This is a genomic window from Pseudomonas sp. B34(2017) (genome assembly GCF_002112915.1).
Taxonomy (GTDB): Bacteria; Pseudomonadota; Gammaproteobacteria; order Pseudomonadales; family Pseudomonadaceae; genus Aquipseudomonas; species Aquipseudomonas pharyngis.
The window spans coordinates 59,198-75,573 of sequence record NZ_NEJA01000006.1; the positions used below are offsets into that span (position 1 = coordinate 59,198).

18 protein-coding genes are annotated in these 16,376 nt (G+C 61.6%); 6 read left to right on the plus strand and 12 right to left on the minus strand.

The window, feature by feature from the left end:
* Positions 1-8 precede the first annotated feature (8 nt).
* Genes CAF80_RS19525 through CAF80_RS19545 form a run of 5 tightly spaced genes read right to left on the minus strand, consistent with a single transcriptional unit; the run spans position 9 to position 3,854 of the window.
* Entirely contained in the window at positions 9-839 is an 831-nt protein-coding gene (locus CAF80_RS19525) for a DUF2797 domain-containing protein (RefSeq protein ID WP_039770790.1), read from the minus strand.
* Complete coding sequence (locus CAF80_RS19530) at positions 836-1,096, minus strand: YeaC family protein (RefSeq protein ID WP_011333626.1); 261 nt, start codon at positions 1,094-1,096, stop codon at positions 836-838. The genes CAF80_RS19525 and CAF80_RS19530 overlap by 4 nt, the downstream gene beginning before the upstream one ends.
* A 30-nt stretch (positions 1,097-1,126) precedes the next feature.
* Positions 1,127-1,996 carry a rhomboid family intramembrane serine protease gene (locus CAF80_RS19535; RefSeq protein WP_039770792.1) on the minus strand — a complete coding sequence of 290 codons (870 nt, stop codon included), beginning with the start codon at positions 1,994-1,996 and terminating at the stop codon, positions 1,127-1,129.
* Positions 1,993-2,967, minus strand: a complete 975-nt coding sequence (locus CAF80_RS19540) for a metallophosphoesterase (protein WP_371916421.1) — start codon at positions 2,965-2,967, stop codon at positions 1,993-1,995. Before CAF80_RS19540 ends, CAF80_RS19535 begins: the two co-directional genes overlap by 4 nt.
* Positions 2,964-3,854, minus strand: coding sequence for an NAD(+) kinase (locus CAF80_RS19545; RefSeq protein ID WP_011333623.1), 891 nt, complete (start codon positions 3,852-3,854; stop codon positions 2,964-2,966). The genes CAF80_RS19540 and CAF80_RS19545 overlap by 4 nt, the downstream gene beginning before the upstream one ends.
* 114 nt (positions 3,855-3,968) lie before the next feature.
* On the opposite strand from CAF80_RS19545, the gene CAF80_RS19550 reads away from it, so the two are divergent.
* The gene (locus CAF80_RS19550; RefSeq protein ID WP_039770796.1) at positions 3,969-4,919 is read left to right on the plus strand and encodes a DUF1853 family protein; all 951 of its coding nucleotides are present in this window, start codon (positions 3,969-3,971) and stop codon (positions 4,917-4,919) included.
* Here CAF80_RS19550 and CAF80_RS19555 read toward each other — a convergent pair.
* The gene (locus CAF80_RS19555; RefSeq protein WP_085667800.1) at positions 4,916-6,199 is read right to left on the minus strand and encodes an arsenic transporter; all 1,284 of its coding nucleotides are present in this window, start codon (positions 6,197-6,199) and stop codon (positions 4,916-4,918) included. The two genes, CAF80_RS19550 and CAF80_RS19555, sit on opposite strands and share 4 nt — an antisense overlap.
* Before the next feature lie 102 nt (positions 6,200-6,301).
* A complete protein-coding gene (locus CAF80_RS19560; protein WP_039770799.1) occupies positions 6,302-6,859 on the minus strand; it encodes an NADPH-dependent FMN reductase in 558 nt (185 codons plus the stop codon).
* 185 nt (positions 6,860-7,044) lie between these two features.
* Here CAF80_RS19560 and CAF80_RS19565 point away from each other — a divergent pair, with 185 nt between their 5' ends.
* On the plus strand, positions 7,045-7,281 hold the full coding sequence (locus tag CAF80_RS19565) for a hypothetical protein (RefSeq protein ID WP_007956926.1): 237 nt from the start codon (positions 7,045-7,047) through the stop codon (positions 7,279-7,281).
* A gap of 85 nt (positions 7,282-7,366) precedes the next feature.
* The gene (locus CAF80_RS19570; protein ID WP_085667801.1) at positions 7,367-8,260 is read left to right on the plus strand and encodes a LysR family transcriptional regulator; all 894 of its coding nucleotides are present in this window, start codon (positions 7,367-7,369) and stop codon (positions 8,258-8,260) included.
* On the opposite strand, the gene CAF80_RS19575 is transcribed toward CAF80_RS19570, so the two are convergent.
* From CAF80_RS19575 to dnaQ, 3 genes are all read right to left on the minus strand, one after another.
* Complete coding sequence (locus CAF80_RS19575) at positions 8,226-8,840, minus strand: GNAT family N-acetyltransferase (RefSeq protein WP_039770802.1); 615 nt, start codon at positions 8,838-8,840, stop codon at positions 8,226-8,228. The two genes, CAF80_RS19570 and CAF80_RS19575, sit on opposite strands and share 35 nt — an antisense overlap.
* Before the next feature lie 14 nt (positions 8,841-8,854).
* Positions 8,855-11,110 (minus strand): arginine/lysine/ornithine decarboxylase, encoded by a 2,256-nt coding sequence (locus tag CAF80_RS19580; RefSeq protein ID WP_085667802.1) that lies wholly within the window; start codon positions 11,108-11,110, stop codon positions 8,855-8,857.
* 155 nt (positions 11,111-11,265) lie between these two features.
* Positions 11,266-12,024, minus strand: a complete 759-nt coding sequence (dnaQ, locus tag CAF80_RS19585; protein WP_039770804.1) for a DNA polymerase III subunit epsilon — start codon at positions 12,022-12,024, stop codon at positions 11,266-11,268.
* 188 nt (positions 12,025-12,212) lie between these two features.
* On the opposite strand from dnaQ, the gene CAF80_RS19590 reads away from it, so the two are divergent.
* Complete coding sequence (locus CAF80_RS19590) at positions 12,213-12,518, plus strand: DUF2388 domain-containing protein (RefSeq protein ID WP_052266592.1); 306 nt, start codon at positions 12,213-12,215, stop codon at positions 12,516-12,518.
* Here CAF80_RS19590 and rnhA read toward each other — a convergent pair whose 3' ends face one another.
* Complete coding sequence (gene rnhA, locus CAF80_RS19595) at positions 12,519-12,980, minus strand: ribonuclease HI (RefSeq protein ID WP_039770807.1); 462 nt, start codon at positions 12,978-12,980, stop codon at positions 12,519-12,521.
* A gap of 92 nt (positions 12,981-13,072) precedes the next feature.
* Positions 13,073-13,831 carry a methyltransferase domain-containing protein gene (locus CAF80_RS19600; protein ID WP_007956935.1) on the minus strand — a complete coding sequence of 253 codons (759 nt, stop codon included), beginning with the start codon at positions 13,829-13,831 and terminating at the stop codon, positions 13,073-13,075.
* Between the two features lie 65 nt (positions 13,832-13,896).
* Here CAF80_RS19600 and gloB point away from each other — a divergent pair, with 65 nt between their 5' ends.
* Both gloB and CAF80_RS19610 read left to right on the plus strand, forming a co-directional pair.
* A complete protein-coding gene (gloB, locus tag CAF80_RS19605) occupies positions 13,897-14,664 on the plus strand; it encodes a hydroxyacylglutathione hydrolase (RefSeq protein ID WP_085667915.1) in 768 nt (255 codons plus the stop codon).
* A 99-nt stretch (positions 14,665-14,763) separates the two neighbouring features.
* Positions 14,764-16,239, plus strand: a complete 1,476-nt coding sequence (locus CAF80_RS19610) for a transglycosylase SLT domain-containing protein (RefSeq protein ID WP_039770809.1) — start codon at positions 14,764-14,766, stop codon at positions 16,237-16,239.
* The last annotated feature ends 137 nt before the right edge of the window (positions 16,240-16,376 follow it).

Below are 16,376 nucleotides of genomic sequence, written 5' to 3' on the forward strand. Positions count from 1 at the left end.
TGAAGTCCTTATTGATGCACGGCGAGCTGGTAGGCCGTGTATTTACGAATGTTGATCACGCCGGTGTCGAAGATCAGGTACTGGCCCTTGATCCCCAGCAGCGTGCCTTCGGCAATCGGGTTCTTGTCCAGGTTGAAGCTGACGATCTTGGCCGGGTACTGCTCGACCGGGTAACGGATTTCCAGCGGCTCGACATCGGCGATGGTCTGAATGGCCTGGAGACCGAATCGCTCCTGCAAACCTTGCAGACCCGGGGCGCAGCTTTCGAACAGTTGATCGCGCACTTGCGCCAGATCCACCGCCGCCGCGTCGCCCTTGAGCAAGGCGCGCCAGTTGGTCTTGTCCGCCACCTGGCTGCGGAACAGGTCTTCGACGAAGCCCGACTGCTGCCGCGTCGAAACGCGCATGATCGGCAGCGCCTGACTGGCGCCCTGGTCGAGCCAGCGGGTCGGCAACTGGGTGGCGCGGGTGATGCCGACCTTGATCCCCGACGAATTGGCCAGGTAGACGATGTGGTCGGTCATGCAGAACTTCTCGCCCCACTCCGGCTCACGGCAGGTGCCGGCCTCGAAGTGGCAGCGCTCCGGGCTCATGATGCAAATGTCGCACTGGGCGAGTTTGGTCATGCACGGATAGCAGTAGCCTTGACTGAAACTGGTCTTGGTCCTGCGCCCGCAATGGGTGCAGTGAATCGCCCCCAGGTATTCCAGACGCACCGTGCTGCCGATCAACGGGTTGACCGGCACCTCGACGTCATCCAGACGAAACGCGTACTGCACGTTCGGCCCGTCCAGGCGCGCCGACATTTTGCTGATTGCACCGCGGCCGATCTCGATCAATGGAGGGCGTCCGACTTGAACAGGATGTTCGGCACTTCGATCGACTTCGACGCGCATTCCTGCGGGCCCATGTAGCCGGTGCGCTCTTCCTCGGGCAGGTTCTGCATTTCCCAGGCGATCATCGCCTGCAACGACAGCTCGCGCTGCTCGGCGGTGAGTTTGCCGCCGTCGGACCATTTGCCGATCTCTACCGCCAGTTTCAGGCTCTGGTAGATGTCCGGGGTGATGTTCTTGATCAAATCGTTAAAAGAGGACATCAGGGTCTCCGTGCTCTTTATTCAAAAAATTCAGGCGGCCAGTTTACGGCGGTTGTACAAACCGCCCAACAAACCGGTTAAGCATCCGATGAGTAACCCGCTGACGTGGGCAGCGTTGGCGATTTCGCCGAAACCGATCATCGAGATCAGCCCGGACATGCACACCAGCAACCACACCAGCATCATTGCCAGCACGCCGCGCGGCAGGCGATAGGCCGGGTTCGGCGCCAGCAACTGGAAGATCCAGCAGTGACCGAGCAATCCGTAAAGTACGCCGGACAGGCCGCCGAACAGGCTCGGGCCGCTCCATGCGAACTGCGCATAGTTGGAAACCAGGCCGAACAGCAACGTCAGGCCGATCAGGTTGACGCTGCCCTGGCGCGACTCGATGCGCCGCCCCAGCTCCCAGTACCACATGCCGTTCATGGCCAGGTGCAGGATGCCGAAGTGGATCAGCATCGGCGTAAACAGGCGCCACCACTGCCCCGCCGCCAGGCTGTCGGCCAGTGGTGTGAAGTGGATGTAGTCGCCGACCACGCGAAAATCGAGGAAGGTCAGCCAACGCATCGTGTCGAGGTTATCGCCAAGGAAGGTCAACCCGCCGACGATCAGGCTCAGCAGCAGAATGAATCCGGTGGCTTTGGCATGTTTCAGTTGCTCGGCGAAGCTCGGGCGCTTGAGCGTCGGCGCCGACGGAATTTCCAGCTGCTGATCCGGATCACCCGCCGGGAAACGCTCGTACAGCGAGCGCACGTCGTCGCTGATTTCCGAGGGCACCCACAACACCTGCTCGCCCGCCTCTTCGCTGACACGATGGGGCACTTGCATGCGTTGCAGCAGTTTGACGAAACCACTCAGGTCCGCCGCCAACGGCACACGCAAGACCGCTATGGCACTCATCGCAGCACCTCCGGCCGCTCGACGTCGACCCAGACAAATTTATTCGGATCGAGGCGAGTTTCCTGATCCAGACGATAGGCCACCAGTTTGCCGTAGAGCACCGCGCTGTAATCCAGGCACGCGAGGTTCGGGCGGATCGGCGCCGGTTTGCCGCTGCGCCAGTAATGGCCGACGAACAACAATGGCTCATCGACGCCGTAGCGCAGCAGGGAATTCTTTTCGCTGGAGGTCAGCGGCTTCTGCGCCACCGGTTCGGGCAGTGCATCGGGCTGGAACACGATGTCGCCGTAGGTTTGCGGGTCGTCTTCCCAGAACTTGGTGCGGAAGAACGAGCGCACCAGGCCATCGCCGCTGGTCATGGTCAGGCCATCCGGCAGGCGCATGTCGGTGCCGCGCAGCAGGCGATCGAACACGGTGCAGGCGAAACTGCCCGGTACGGCCGATGCCTGGAGGAAGTGTTCATCAATGCAGCCATCGGGGAACAGCGCGCGCAACGGCTCGATCAGGCCGGCATCCCAGCAGGCATGCACCACGCGGAAACGTCCGGCGTCGACGAACAACGGCAGTTTGTAGAACCACTGCTGGAAGTCGTGCCAGTCGCCCGGATGGTCTTCGAACTGGGTCAGGGTTTCGTGCAGCAATCGGGCATGGCGCGGGGTGTGTTCACGGACGAACTGCTTGCCGCTGCCCGGAGGCGCCGGGGTGCTCCAGCCGAGGGCGTTGAACTCGTGGTTGCCCATGATGCACAACGCCTGACCGGCCTCGACCATGTCGTGGACGATGTGCAGCGCCTCGCGAATCCGCGGGCCGCGGTCGATGATGTCGCCGACAAACACGGCCATGCGCGACGGATGCCGCCAGACTCCGCCCTGCTTGTGATAACCGAGACGGTCCAGCAGGTGTTCCAGGGTCAGGGCGCATCCGTGCACGTCACCAATCAGGTCATAACTGCGCGCGGGATCGAGCATCAGTCGCCTCCACCACCCAACTTGCTGCCCCAGCCGAGCTTGGTCCGGCAGACTTCGTAGTAGTTGTGGTCGAGCGGATGGATCAGCCGCAGCTTCTGCGCTTTCTTGCTGACGGTGATGGTGTCGCCCGGCGCGCAGGTGAAGTGGTTCTGCCCGTCGCAGGAGACTTGCGGGTAGATCTGCATATCTTTGGACACGACGATTTTCAGCTCACTGTTGCCATCGACCACGATCGGTCTGCCCGACAAGGTATGGGGGTACATCGGCACAATCACAATAGCGTCAAGCTTGGGATGCATGATCGGGCCGCCGGCGGACAGTGCGTACGCAGTGGAACCGGTCGGGGTGGCGACGATCAGGCCGTCAGCCTTCTGGCTGCAGACGAACTGGCCGTCGATGTACAGCTCGAACTCGATCATCCGCGTCGATTTGCCCGGGTGCAGCACCACGTCGTTCAGCGCATCGCCCTGGCCGATGGCTTCGGCGTGGCGACGGACTTCGGCCTGCAGCAGGAAGCGGTTTTCCACCAGATAATGGCCGTCGAGCACTTCGGCGACCTTGATTTCCAGCTCGTCGGGGCGGATGTCGGTGAGAAAGCCGAGGCTGCCACGGTTGATCCCGAGTACCGGAATATTGTGTTTGGCCAGTGCCCGCGCCGCGCCGAGCAGGCTGCCGTCACCGCCGACCACGATGACCATGTCGCAGACTTCGCCGAGCATCTTGCGCGACGAGGTTTGCAGGCCATGGCCCGGCAGGACTTCGGCGATGGTGTCTTCGAGAATCACATGCAGGTGACGATCGAGCAGGAAGCGTTTCAGTCGGCGGACGGTATCCAGCACCTGGGAGCTGCCCAAGCGACCGATGATGCCGATATTACGAAATTGCTCCATGGGACTCCTGCGGGGACTGAGACGGCGAAAAGCACGATTATGGGCGAAAGCGCCGGATAGACAAAATCCTTTCAGCCCCGAGGCTGCACCGGTGTTTGAGGCTATGCTCGCAAGATGATCCTATTTCCCGATTTGCTGCAGTTGCCCCACCAGTTACGCCACCCCGAGGTGCGTGATCTGGCGTGGGTGATCCTCGCCCCGCCAATGCTCGCCGCTACCCCGTGGCCGCAGCGCCATCCGCTGGCGGGCAGCGACTGGGTCGGCGATCCCGAGCGCCTTGAACACTGGCTGCGCCAGCTCGACCGCGACAGTTACGGCCTGCTGCACTGGCTGTCCCAGGCCCGCACCCGGCGCCTGGGCCTGTATTACGAGCGTTTGTGGCAATTTGCGGTGGAACACGCGCCGGGTATCGAACTGATAGCCGCCAACCTGCCGATCCGCCGCGACGGTCACACCCTCGGCGAGCTGGACATGCTGCTGCGCGATCGCGACGGCGTGCACCACCTGGAACTGGCCATCAAGCTCTACCTCGGCCCGCAGAACGGCGACGGGCATGATCCGGCGTCATGGCTGGGGCCGGGTTGTCATGATCGACTGGATCGCAAACTGGCGCATTTGAGCGAACATCAGCTGCCGATCTCCGCGCGCCCGGAAAGCCGCGAAGTGCTGGCGGCGCTGGATGTCGGGTCGTTCAGTGCGCAACTGTGGCTGGGCGGATACTTGCTGTATCCGTGGCCCGGTCAGTCCGTGCCGCCCAGCGGCGCCCACCCGCAGCATTTGCGCGGCAGCTGGCTGCATCAGAAAGACTGGCCGGCGTTTGTCGCTCAGCGCCCGGCCGGACGCTGGCAACCCCTGCCCCGCCACGCCTGGCTGGCGCCGGCGCACTACCCGGCGGAGCAGACCTGGAGCAACGGGCATTTGCAGGCCTGGCTCGATGAGCTCGAACCGCTGGCCCCGGCGCAACTGATGGTGCGCCTGACCGAAAATGCCCGGGGCGAGTGGGAAGAAGCCGAGCGGCTGTTTCTGGTGTCGGATCTGTGGCCGAATGTGCCGGGCCAGAGTTAAACCGACAACCGCACAGCCAGTGCGGCCAGCGTCACCAGCAACACCGGCACCGTCAGCACGATCCCGACCCTGAAGTAATATCCCCAGCCGATCTTGATGTTCTTGCGCTCCAGCACATGCAGCCAGAGCAAGGTCGCCAGACTGCCGATCGGGGTGATTTTCGGTCCCAGGTCGCTGCCGATCACGTTGGCGTAGATCATCGCCTCCTTCACCACACCGCTGGCCTGGCTGGCATCGATCGACAGCAGACCGACCAGCACCGTCGGCAGGTTGTTCATGATCGACGACAACAACGCCGTCAGCACCCCGGTGCCCATCGCCGCGCCCCATACACCGTATTCGCCGAACACATTGAGCCACCCGGCCAGATAATCGGTGAGCCCGGCATTGCGCAGTCCGTAGACCACCAAATACATGCCCAGCGAGAAAATCACGATCTGCCACGGCGCCTCTTTCATCACCTTGCGCGTGGAGATCTTGTGCCCGCGCGCGGCAATCGCCAGCAACAGCGCCGCGCACACCGCCGAGATCGCGCTGATCGGAATGCCCAGCGGCTCCAGCGCGAAACAGCCGATCAGCAGAATCACCAGCACCGCCCAACCGGCGTAGAACGTGGCTTTGTCGTGGATGGCGGTTTCCGGGTGTTCAAGCTGTTCCGGGTCGTAGGCCTTGGGAATGTCGCGGCGGAAGAACCAGAGCAACATGCCCAGCGTGGCCGCGACGCTGACAAAGTTGACCGGCACCATCACCGCCGCATAACGGTTGAATCCGATGTGAAAGAAATCGGCCGAGACGATATTCACCAGGTTCGACACCACCAGCGGCAGGCTCGCGGTGTCGGCAATGAACCCCGCGCCCATGACGAACGCCAGGGTCGCCGCCGGAGAAAACCGCAGGGCCAGCAGCATGGAAATCACGATCGGCGTGAGGATCAGCGCCGCGCCGTCATTGGCGAACAGCGCCGAGACCAGCGCACCCAGCAGCACCATGAAGGCAAACAGCTTGCGCCCGCTGCCCCGTCCCCACCGCGCTACGTGCAACGCCGCCCAGGCGAAGAACCCCGCCTCGTCGAGCAACAGGCTGATGATGATCAGCGCTACGAACGTGCCAGTGGCGTTCCAGATGATCTGCCACACCAGCGGGATGTCGCTCAGATGCACCACGCCGAAAATCAGCGCAACGATGGCGCCGAACGTTGCACTCCAGCCGACCCCGAGGCCTTTGGGTTGCCAGATCACCAGGGTAATGGTCAGCAGGAAAATCAGTGAAGCAGCGAGCATTCGCGACAGCCTTCAATAAAAGGGGAAAGAATCAGACCACACAAAAAAACCTGTGGAAGCTGACTCCCACAGGTTCGATATCTTGTCAGAAAAATCAGCGAATCACTTCTTGTGCTGCGTCACCCACTCACCAAACGCATTGATAAAGCTCTGCAGGAACGGCTTCACCGACTCGTTAAGCTTGCCAGCTTCATCGAACGCCGTGCCCGCGCCGCCCAGATAGGCTTCCGGCTGCTGCATGCATGGCACGTTGAGGAAAACGAAGGACTGACGCAGGTGCTGGTTGGCGCCGAAACCGCCGATGGCACCCGGCGAAACGCTGATCACCGCCCCCGGTTTGCCGCTCCAGACGCTCTTGCCATACGGCCGCGAACCGACGTCGATCGCGTTCTTCAAAGGCGCCGGCACCGAGCGGTTGTACTCCGGGGTGACAAACAGCAGAGCGTCGGATGAACCCACTTTTTGCCGGAAAGTGCTGTAGGCTGCCGGCGGTGAATCGCCGTCAATGTCTTCGTTGTAGAGTGGCAGATCGCCAATTTCGACAATGTTCAGCTTGAGATTGGCCGGTGCCAGTTCCGCCAGCGCCAGGGCGACCTTGCGGTTGATGGACGCCTTGCGCAGGCTGCCGACCACTACTGCGACGTTATAGACATTGCTCATTGGAAGACTCTCGACTGTCCGTGGGAGGAGCCAGTAGTTATAGATGATCCGATGACGATTCCACCAGACGCCGAAGGTTATTTCCCGCGTCTGGAATATTTTTTTCATGTAGGAAAACTTACCAAGCTCGATGACGGTCTACCAAGCCGCAAATCAAGCGTTTTATCTCCAGAGGTTCTAAGCAGATGGCAGCAGTACTCGTCGGTCAGTTCCATGCAAGAGATGCGGAAGGCCGCGTTTATTCCGTGCATGAGTTCCAGGAATCCAACCCGTCGGCAGACGGTTTCACCGGCACGGAGCCCGTTACCACCTACAAGCTGGCGATTGGCGACCGCGTCAACAAGATCGACGACAACGAGTTCCTGCTGGTTCAGTCGGGCATCACCCTGATCCGCGAACCCGAGCCATCGGTCGCTTCATAACCGATCGTTATGAGCAGAAGTCATCCGCGCCGAGTTGGGGTAGGATTCAGCCACTGACCCCAACGGCCGGACATGGACTTCACGCATGCGTTTACGTCATATCGAAGTGATTCAGGCGCTTTTGCAGACCGGTCACATGGGCACCGCCGCCGAATGGCTGCAATTAGCGGCGCCTGAGGTCGAGGAGCGTTTGCGCGAAGCCGAGAGCCAGCTTGGTTTCATGCTGTTCGCCAGTGTACGCGGACGACTTCAGCCGACCCCGGAGGCCCGGGCGCTGCAAGTCGAGATTGGCCACATCTATGAAGCGCTGGAACCGGTGCAACGGCTGGCCAGCAGCCTCAAGCAATACCTCGCCCCACCCTTGCGGATCATCGGCACCCCACCGCTGGCCCAGCAACTGCTGCCGCAAAGCCTCGCTGCCCTGCGTCGGCGCCTGCCCGACGTGCCCTGCACCCTGCTCAGCGAACCGACCCGCGACATCGTCCGCCACCTGCTGCTGCGCGACAGCGATCTGGGCCTGAGCCTGCACGACCCACAACATCCCGACATTGATTGCCAGCCGCTGGCCCAGGGCAAACTGCAATTGCTCGCGCCCCACGGCTGGCTGCAACCGAAGCAGAAGTACATTTCCCTGCAGGATCTGGCCGGCCAGGCGATGGTCGGCCTCGAAGGCCAGGACCCGTTGAGTCCGGCGCTGGAAAACAAGCTCCAGGCCCTGCGCCCGGCGCCGACCATCCAGACCCGCGTGCAAACCCACCAGATGATGCGCAGCATGGTCGAGGCCGGCGAAGGCCTGGCGATCGTCGACCCGTTCACCGCCCTCGGTGCACGGGCGGGCGGTCTCGACGTCTGCCCGTTGTCGCCGGCGGTGCCGATCAGCCTCTATGCCCTGACCTTCAAACACGCCCCGCCGTCAGCGGCGATTCAGACGCTGCTCGGGATCGTCACGGAACAAGCCGAGGCGATGCTGGCGAACTGATCGGATGTTCCAGCGGGTTATCGAACAAGCGATACCAGAACAACGCCACTTCGGCGGTGTTCGGATCGATGCCGCGATAACGAAGGTGGTCGATGCCGCCGATCACATACCCGCAACGCTCATACAGACGGCAGGCGCCGAGGTTGTTGTTCTGGGTTTCCAGCATGATCCCCGGCAGCTTTTTCTTGCGGCTCCAGAACTGCGCCACATCCAGCAAGGCCTTGGCCACACCATGGCGCCGCGCCGGGGCATGCACCGCCAGTTCATCGATATGGGCGAAGCCGTTCCAGTTGGTGCTGATCACCAGATGGCCGACCGGTTCGTCCTCCAGATACGCCATGAAAATCGCGCTGTCGGCAGCATCGCGAAAACTGCTGAATTCCTCCGGATCGATGCCATAGCACTTGCGATACGGCACGATGGGCGTCACGGCCCATTGCGCCACGGGTTTGCCGATTTCGGCCGCGCCGTAGGCAGCCACCTCGAAGCTGAAATCGCTGCCCCAGATGTAAGCGGCAAAACCGTCGTCGGCGACTCGCACCGACAACCCTGGGTATTTCGGATTCATGACCGGTTGCATACTCGGAAAAGCCCTCATTCCTTGACGCAATCGACGGTGTATTGCCGTCCATTGCCCTCATCTTCGTGTTGCAGACCGTGCACATCGACCACGAACCCCGGAAACGTTGCGTCGAACGTGCGGGCAAACCTGAGGTATTCGATGATTGAGCGCGTGGATTCGGTAAAGCGTTCGCCAGGCATGATCAGCGGAATGCCCGGCGGGTACGGCACCAGCATCACCGCCGCCACCCGGCCTTCCAGCTCATCGATCGGCACCGCCTCGACTTCGCCGCGCACCAGTTGATCGTAGGCATGGGCCGGCTTCATGGCGATGTCCGGCAGCACGGTGTACATGCGCTTGAGGTGCTTGGCGGTGGCGTTGCTGCGATAGCAGGCATGGAGTTGATCGCACAGATCGCGCAGGCCCATGCCGCGATAGCGCACAGGATCTTCCTGGGCCACACACTTCAGGCAGATGTCGAGGCTGACGTTGGCGTCGTAACTGCGCTTGAACTCCAGCAGTTCGGTCAGCAGCGTGCTCCACTTGCCCTTGGTGATGCCCATGGAGAACAGCACCAGGAATGAATACAGGCCGGTTTTCTCCACCACCAGTCCGCGCTCCCAGAGGAAGCGACTGACCACTGCCGCCGGGATGCCCTTGTCGCTCAAAGCGCCGCCAGCAGTCAGGCCCGGCATCACCAAAGTCACTTTGATCGGATCGAGCAGCACATAATCGTCGCTGACCTCACCGAAACCATGCCAGTCCGCATCAGGCTTCAGCAGCCAGTCCTCGGTCTGCACCCGGTCGATGCCTTCGACACCCGGCGGCTGCCAGATCGAAAACCACCAGTCGTCGGCGGCAATGTGCTGGCGCAAATTGGCCAGCGCCCGGCGAAAACTCAGGGCTTCGTCGAAGGTTTCCTGTAACAGCGAGCGTCCGGCCGGTCCTTCCATCATCGCCGACGCCACGTCCAGCGAGGCGATGATGCTGTACTGCGGCGACGTCGAGATGTGCATCATGAACGCTTCGTTGAACCGGTCGCGATCCAGCTGCCGCGCCCCGCCATCCTGCACATGAATCATCGAAGCCTGACTGAACGCCGCCAGCAGTTTGTGGGTGGAATGGGTGGTGAACACCAGCGGACTGTCCTCGCTGCGCGAGGTAGCCATGCCGTAACGGCCGGCGAAAAACTCGTGAAACGCGGCGTAGGCGTACCAGGCCTCGTCGAAATGCAGGACTTCGACGCTATTGCCCAGACTCTGCTTGATCAGCTCGGCGTTGTAGCAGAGGCCGTCGTAGGTGGAGTTGGTGATCACCGCCAGTTTGACTTTCGGCTCGCGGCCCTTGGTCAACGGGCTGGCATCGATCTTGGCCTGGATCGATTCGCGGCTGAATTCACTGAGCGGAATCGGGCCGATGATCCCCAGCTCATTGCGTTCCGGGCACAGGTACAGTGGAATCGCGCCGGTCATGATGATCGCGTGCAACACCGACTTGTGGCAGTTGCGATCCACCAGCACCAGATCATCGCGCCCGACCATCGAGTGCCAGACGATCTTGTTGGCGGTCGAGGTGCCATTGATCACGAAAAAGGTGTGATCGGCGCCGAAATTGCGCGCGGCGCGTGCTTCCGCCTCGGCCAATGGCCCGGTGTGGTCGAGCAAGGAGCCCAGCTCCGGCACCGACACCGACAAATCCGAACGCAGGGTGTTTTCCCCGAAGAACTGGTGAAACGCCTGCCCCACCGGACTCTTGTGATAAGCCACCCCGCCGCCATGGCCTGGGGTGTGCCAGGAATAATTGGAATCGGCGGTGTGCTGCACCAGCGCCTTGAAGAATGGCGGCAACAGGCCGTCCAGGTACTTGCGTGCCGCCCGCGCCACTTGCCGGGCGAGAAACGGCACCGTGTCTTCGAACAGGTAGAGAATGCCGCGCAACTGATTGAGCTCGGCCATGGCATCGGCCGGGGCGTTTTCCAGGGTGACTTGCTCGCCGAGGGCAAAAATCGGCAGATCCGGCGCCCGCACCCGGGCCAGACCGATCAGTTCGGCCATGTTCTGTAATAGATGGGAGTTGGTGCTGGCATCTTCGGCGGCAATCAGCATGCACGCCAGACCATGGTGTGTCGACGCCACCAGCCGTCCTTCGGTGTAGTCCGTGGCCGAAACGATACTGAAACCTTCCAGCTCCAGCTCTCGGGCGATGCCGCGAATGCGTTCACCGGCAACCGTGTCGGCCTTGATGTCGCGGTGGACGATCAACACCGGGAACTTCAAATCTTTGTACATGAGGCTCAGTGTCCTGAGGCGGCGGAGAGTGATCTGCCAATGTCCTCAGGGTAGAGGGTCGGAGCGGATGTGGCGAGGGTGGCCAGTTGTCAGTACTGCCAAAAACAAAGGATCGCCTGAACACGGCCTGGATGTTCGGGCGATCCTTTTTTGCCTTACGCCTGAGCTTCGGCTTCCAGCAGTTGAGTCCACAACGCCGGGGCACCGGCCGATTTGGCGATGATTTCCAGGCGCACCTGGTGTTCGGCCAGCTCGGCTTCGGTAGCGCGAATGATCCGCCCCGGTTTGCGATCTGCCGGCAGACGGCGGATTTCGGTGGCCGAGTTGTCCGCGCCCTCGCCCGTGCCATTGCCGTCGGAGGCGTTGCCGGCCAGCGACAGGCTGGTCTGGCCACCGGTCATGGTCAGGTAGACGTCGGCGAGAATCTCCGAGTCGAGCAATGCGCCGTGCAGCTCACGGCCGGAGTTGTCGACGCCGTAGCGTTTGCACAGGGCATCGAGGCTGTTGCGCTGACCCGGGTGACGTTCCCGGGCCATCATCAGGGTGTCGAGGATCGTGCAGTGCTGCGTGATGTCCGCGCGATCCTGCTGGCCCATCAGGGCGAATTCATTGTTGATGAAGCCAACGTCGAACGCCGCGTTATGGATGATCAGCTGCGCGCCGTTGATGAACTCGAAAAATTCGTCGGCCACTTCGGCAAAACGCGGCTTGCCTACCAGGAATTCGTTGGTGATGCCGTGAACGGCGATCGCGCCTTCATCACTCTCGCGATCCGGTTGCAGGTAAACGTGAAAGTGCCGGCCCGTCAGACGTCGACCGATCAGCTCGACACAACCGATTTCGATAATCCGGTGGCCGTCGGTCACTGGCATGCCGGTGGTTTCGGTATCGAGTACAACGGATCTGGTGGCCATCAGTGTTCAGCTCTCAACGGGGTCAATCGTGCAAAAGCGGCGATGTTAACACGCTCGCGGTACACGTCGCGCGCCGTCAGGTGATCGGCGCTCATGCAGTTTTTAACAATCATTAGCAATGTTCATAAAGTCGGCGGCAAACCGGCTTGTTAGCGTGCGCGCCTTGTTTCCTGCGAATTGAGAGCGTCATGAAGACTGCATACGTTTTAATGCTCGGCGGCTGCCTGCTGACGGCCGAGGCGCACGCCACCAGTTTCGTCATCAGCACCGACATCACCATGAGCCTTACGCTCAGCGCCAGCAAAGGCACCAGCGGTTCGTTCAAGGACGACAAGATCGTGTTGGCGGCCAAGGATGACGCGGCGGCGTTCGTTGCCAGCGACGGGAACATTCGCGGCGCACAGATGGAAGCGGCGCTGACGCGAATTCGCAGCCTGCTGCCAGGTCAGCCCTATACCGACCTGCAACTGGCCAAGGCCATTTTGATGCTTTGATCAATCCTGCTTGTAACCGCGAACCTCATCCACCCCACGGTTGGCCAACTGGTCAGCCCGTTCGTTGCCGTGGTGGCCGATGTGGCCGCGGACCCATTTCCAGGTGACCTTGTGGCGATTGACCTGCTCGTCGAGCTCCTTCCACAGGTCAGCGTTTTTGACTGGCTCCTTGGCGGCGGTTTTCCAGCCGCGTTTCTTCCAGTTGGCCATCCACTCGTTGATGCCTTTCATCACGTATTGCGAGTCAGTCACCAGCAGCACTTCGCACGGACGCTTGAGGGCTTCCAGGCCGCGAATCGCGCCGAGCAGCTCCATGCGGTTGTTGGTGGTGTTGGCTTCGCCGCCCCACAGTTCCTTTTCAACACCCTTGCACACCAGCAAGGCGCCCCAGCCGCCGGGGCCGGGGTTGCCTTTACAGGCGCCGTCAGTGAACAGTTCTACGCTATCGACGCTTTCGCTCATGCCAGTCTATCCAGAAAAAATGCGTGGCCTCGCCGATCACGGATCGACGATGGCCAAGGCCGGGATATACCCGGCCATAAATAAAAGAAGGTTTACGGTTCGATGCGTCGGCGGTTGACCTTGGCCATCGGCAGCGGAATCAGCTTGCCCATCGGCTCGCGGCGTTCCTGACGCACCGGACGCAGGCCGACCACGATCTTGCGCGCGACCAGCAAATAGAAGCCGCCGCCCGACAGTTGCCAATCGCCGGCCTTGCGTTCCCAGCCGGCCAGACGGGCCTGCCACTTGGGTGACGCGAGCGGCGGACGATAGCACCCGAAGCGGCGTTTCTCCAGCGCGAAGCCCAGCAGGTTGAGCCAGTCCGCCACCCTTGACGGCGAGATGCAGCGCGCCTGGCGCAACGCATCATGAGCGAACACATGGCGCAGCCCCCAGGTGCTCCAGGGGTTGATGCCGACAATCAGCAGATGCCCGCCGGGGCGCACGCTGCTGGCCGCTTCGCGCAGAAGGCCATGGGGCGACAGACAGAAATCCAGGCCGTGCTGCAACACCACCACATCGGCGGCGTGCTCGCTCAACGGCCAGGCCTGTTCTTCGCAGACGATTTCCACGCCCGGCAAGGGCGCGCCCAGCCGCACGTTGCGCTGCACCTGCGGCGCCGACGGCGGCGTTTCGGCGGACGGGCCGTAATGCACCAGATAGCCGCCGAAGAACCGGCCCAGCTCGTCTTCGAGCATGCGCCGTTCTTCGTCCAGCAGAAATTGCCCGAGGGGGCCGGACAGCCATTCACGGGCTGCACCGATCAGCGCGAGCCAGTCAGGATCGGCCTGAGCGAACGCTTTATCGATCATTGCATTCTCCAACACGCCAGGAACCTCTAAGATGCGCCAATGTTACCCGCTTGGCGAATTCGACGATGATACAGATCAGTGCCCTGCCCGCCTTCACCGACAACTACATCTGGTTGTTACAGGATCATGCCACCCAGCGTTGCGCAGTGGTCGATCCGGGGGATGCCGCCCCCGTGCAGGCGTGGCTCGACGCGCATCCGGGCTGGGTGCTCGGCGACATCCTCATCACTCACCATCACCACGACCATGTCGGCGGCGTCGAGACGCTGAAAAAGGCCACCGGGGCCACGGTCTACGGACCGGCCAGCGAAAGCATTCCGGGGCGCGACGTGGCCCTCAAGGACAACGACACGGTGCGCGTGCTCGGCTGGGACTTCGACGTCCATGCCGTTCCCGGCCACACCCTGGGACACATCGCCTACTACCATCATGGCCTGCTGTTCTGTGGCGATACCCTGTTCGCTGCCGGCTGCGGCCGTTTGTTCGAAGGCACGCCGCAACAGATGCATCAGTCGTTAAGCCGTCTGGCGACGCTGCCGGAAGACACCCTGGTCTACTGCACCCACGAATACACCCTGAGCAACCTGAAATTCGCCGCCGCCGTGGAGCCGGGCAACCGGGACATCGCCGCCCGTCTGGAAAAAGTCAGCCAGCAACGTGCGAATGGCGTGATGACACTGCCCTCGACCCTTGCGCTGGAAAAGCTCACAAACCCGTTTTTGCGCACCGGTGAAATATTGGTTACACAAAAAGTGGACGAACGGAACGGCCCTCAAAACCGGGCGCCGAGTGAGGTTTTTGCGGCTCTGCGGGCATGGAAAGATACGTTCTGAGTGGCTCGCCGCCTGGTCCAAAAATTCTGAATGGTTGACCGCAGGGGGTGCGCTTTCTAGAATCGCCCGACATTTTTGCCCGGAACTTACTTCCAGCCAATGTCGTCATCCATACGTAAGTCCGTCAATTCAGATGCATTGACCCGCCTGGCGCAAGCCATCGCGGTGGCTGTGTCCGCCACACTGGCGGGCTGTTCCAGCCATGCTCCGCAGACTGAAGCGACACATACGCCGAACATTGCTGCGCGAGCCAAGCAGAAGCCCATCTGGTTGTCGGAAAAGCCCAGCCCGCAGGTGCCTCAGGACATCTGGGAGCGCATGCGCGGGGGTTTCCAGCTGCAGGAAGGTCTGGGCGTGAACCCGCGCATCGAGCAACAGCGCCTGTGGTTCGCCAGTAACCCTTCCTTCCTCGAAAACGCCGGCGAACGCGGCAGCCTCTACATTCATTACATCGTCGAGCGCCTCGAAGAACGCAACATGCCGCTGGAACTGGCGCTGCTGCCGGTCATCGAAAGCGCCTACAACCCGATGGCCTATTCCCGGGCCGACGCGGTGGGCCTCTGGCAGTTCATCCCGTCCACCGGGCGTTATTTCAACCTGCGTCAGACCCGTTTCTACGATGGCCGTCGCGACATTACTGCCTCGACCACGGCAGCGATGGACTACCTGACCCGCCTGCACGACATGTTCAACGGTGACTGGTTGCTGGCACTGGCCGCGTACAACGCCGGCGAAGGCACGGTCAGCCGCGCCATCGAGCGCAACGAAAAGCTGGGCCTGCCGACCGACTACTGGAACCTGCCGCTGCCGGCGGAAACCCAAGCCTACGTGCCGAAACTGCTGGCGCTCTCGCAAGTGGTCCTGACGCCTGAAGCCTATGGCGTGAACCTCAACCCGATCGCCAACGAACCGTATTTCCAGGTTGTCGAAATCAACCAGCGCATGGACCTGTCCAAGGTCGCGGCGGTGGCCAACATCGACGAAGACGAGCTGTTCCAGCTCAACCCGGCGTTCAAGCAGCGCACCACCATCGACGGCCCTCAGCACCTGCTGGTGCCGACCTCGAAGGCGCAGTTGCTGACCGCCAGCCTGCAGACCATGCGTCCTGACGAACTGATCAGCCCGCGTTCGCTGAAACCGGTGTTCGAAGGCGCCGATCCGAGCGAGATCGCCCAGGCCAAGCGTGCCTATCGGGTCAAGCGTGGCGACAACCTCGGTTCCATCGCCAAGGCCAACAAGGTCGAGGTCAAGGACCTGCAACGCTGGAACAAGCTGACCGGCAAGAACCTCAAGGTCGGCCAGACCCTGGTCATGCAGGACACCAGCAAGCGCACACCGGCGCGCAGCAGTGGCGGGCGCATCAACACCGTCATCGCAGCCAACAGCAAGACCAGCAGCAAGATCAGAGAAAAGGACGACGGTAAACAGACCCAGTACAAGGTTAAACGCGGCGACACACTGTACGTGGTCGCCAAGCGTTTCAACGTCGAGATGCAACATCTCAAGCGCTGGAATCCGGGCGCCGGCAAGGCGCTCAAACCTGGGCAGATGCTCACGGTCTACCAGCCGCACTGACCAGGAGCCCCTGAATTTCAGGGGCTTTTTTTCGCCTGTCATTTTTTGATATTTCCGTAGATCGGCGCAGACAGCTCCCACAATTAACCGCGCATTAAGCCCCTGTCTTTTTCCTGTCCATACAAGCTGTTACTGTA

Bases quoted from the DNA above. Each gene is read 5' to 3' on its own strand.
- CAF80_RS19530 (WP_011333626.1), bottom strand. From the start codon at position 1,096: ATGTCCTCTTTTAACGATTTGATCAAGAACATCACCCCGGACATCTAC.
- CAF80_RS19535 (WP_039770792.1), bottom strand. From the start codon at position 1,996: ATGAGTGCCATAGCGGTCTTGCGTGTGCCGTTGGCGGCGGACCTGAGT.
- CAF80_RS19545 (WP_011333623.1), bottom strand. From the start codon at position 3,854: ATGGAGCAATTTCGTAATATCGGCATCATCGGTCGCTTGGGCAGCTCC.
- CAF80_RS19550 (WP_039770796.1), top strand. From the start codon at position 3,969: ATGATCCTATTTCCCGATTTGCTGCAGTTGCCCCACCAGTTACGCCAC.
- CAF80_RS19555 (WP_085667800.1), bottom strand. From the start codon at position 6,199: ATGCTCGCTGCTTCACTGATTTTCCTGCTGACCATTACCCTGGTGATC.
- CAF80_RS19560 (WP_039770799.1), bottom strand. From the start codon at position 6,859: ATGAGCAATGTCTATAACGTCGCAGTAGTGGTCGGCAGCCTGCGCAAG.
- CAF80_RS19565 (WP_007956926.1), top strand. From the start codon at position 7,045: ATGGCAGCAGTACTCGTCGGTCAGTTCCATGCAAGAGATGCGGAAGGC.
- CAF80_RS19570 (WP_085667801.1), top strand. From the start codon at position 7,367: ATGCGTTTACGTCATATCGAAGTGATTCAGGCGCTTTTGCAGACCGGT.
- CAF80_RS19575 (WP_039770802.1), bottom strand. From the start codon at position 8,840: ATGCAACCGGTCATGAATCCGAAATACCCAGGGTTGTCGGTGCGAGTC.
- CAF80_RS19580 (WP_085667802.1), bottom strand. From the start codon at position 11,110: ATGTACAAAGATTTGAAGTTCCCGGTGTTGATCGTCCACCGCGACATC.
- dnaQ (WP_039770804.1), bottom strand. From the start codon at position 12,024: ATGGCCACCAGATCCGTTGTACTCGATACCGAAACCACCGGCATGCCA.
- CAF80_RS19590 (WP_052266592.1), top strand. From the start codon at position 12,213: ATGAAGACTGCATACGTTTTAATGCTCGGCGGCTGCCTGCTGACGGCC.
- rnhA (WP_039770807.1), bottom strand. From the start codon at position 12,980: ATGAGCGAAAGCGTCGATAGCGTAGAACTGTTCACTGACGGCGCCTGT.
- CAF80_RS19600 (WP_007956935.1), bottom strand. From the start codon at position 13,831: ATGATCGATAAAGCGTTCGCTCAGGCCGATCCTGACTGGCTCGCGCTG.
- gloB (WP_085667915.1), top strand. From the start codon at position 13,897: ATGATACAGATCAGTGCCCTGCCCGCCTTCACCGACAACTACATCTGG.
- CAF80_RS19610 (WP_039770809.1), top strand. From the start codon at position 14,764: ATGTCGTCATCCATACGTAAGTCCGTCAATTCAGATGCATTGACCCGC.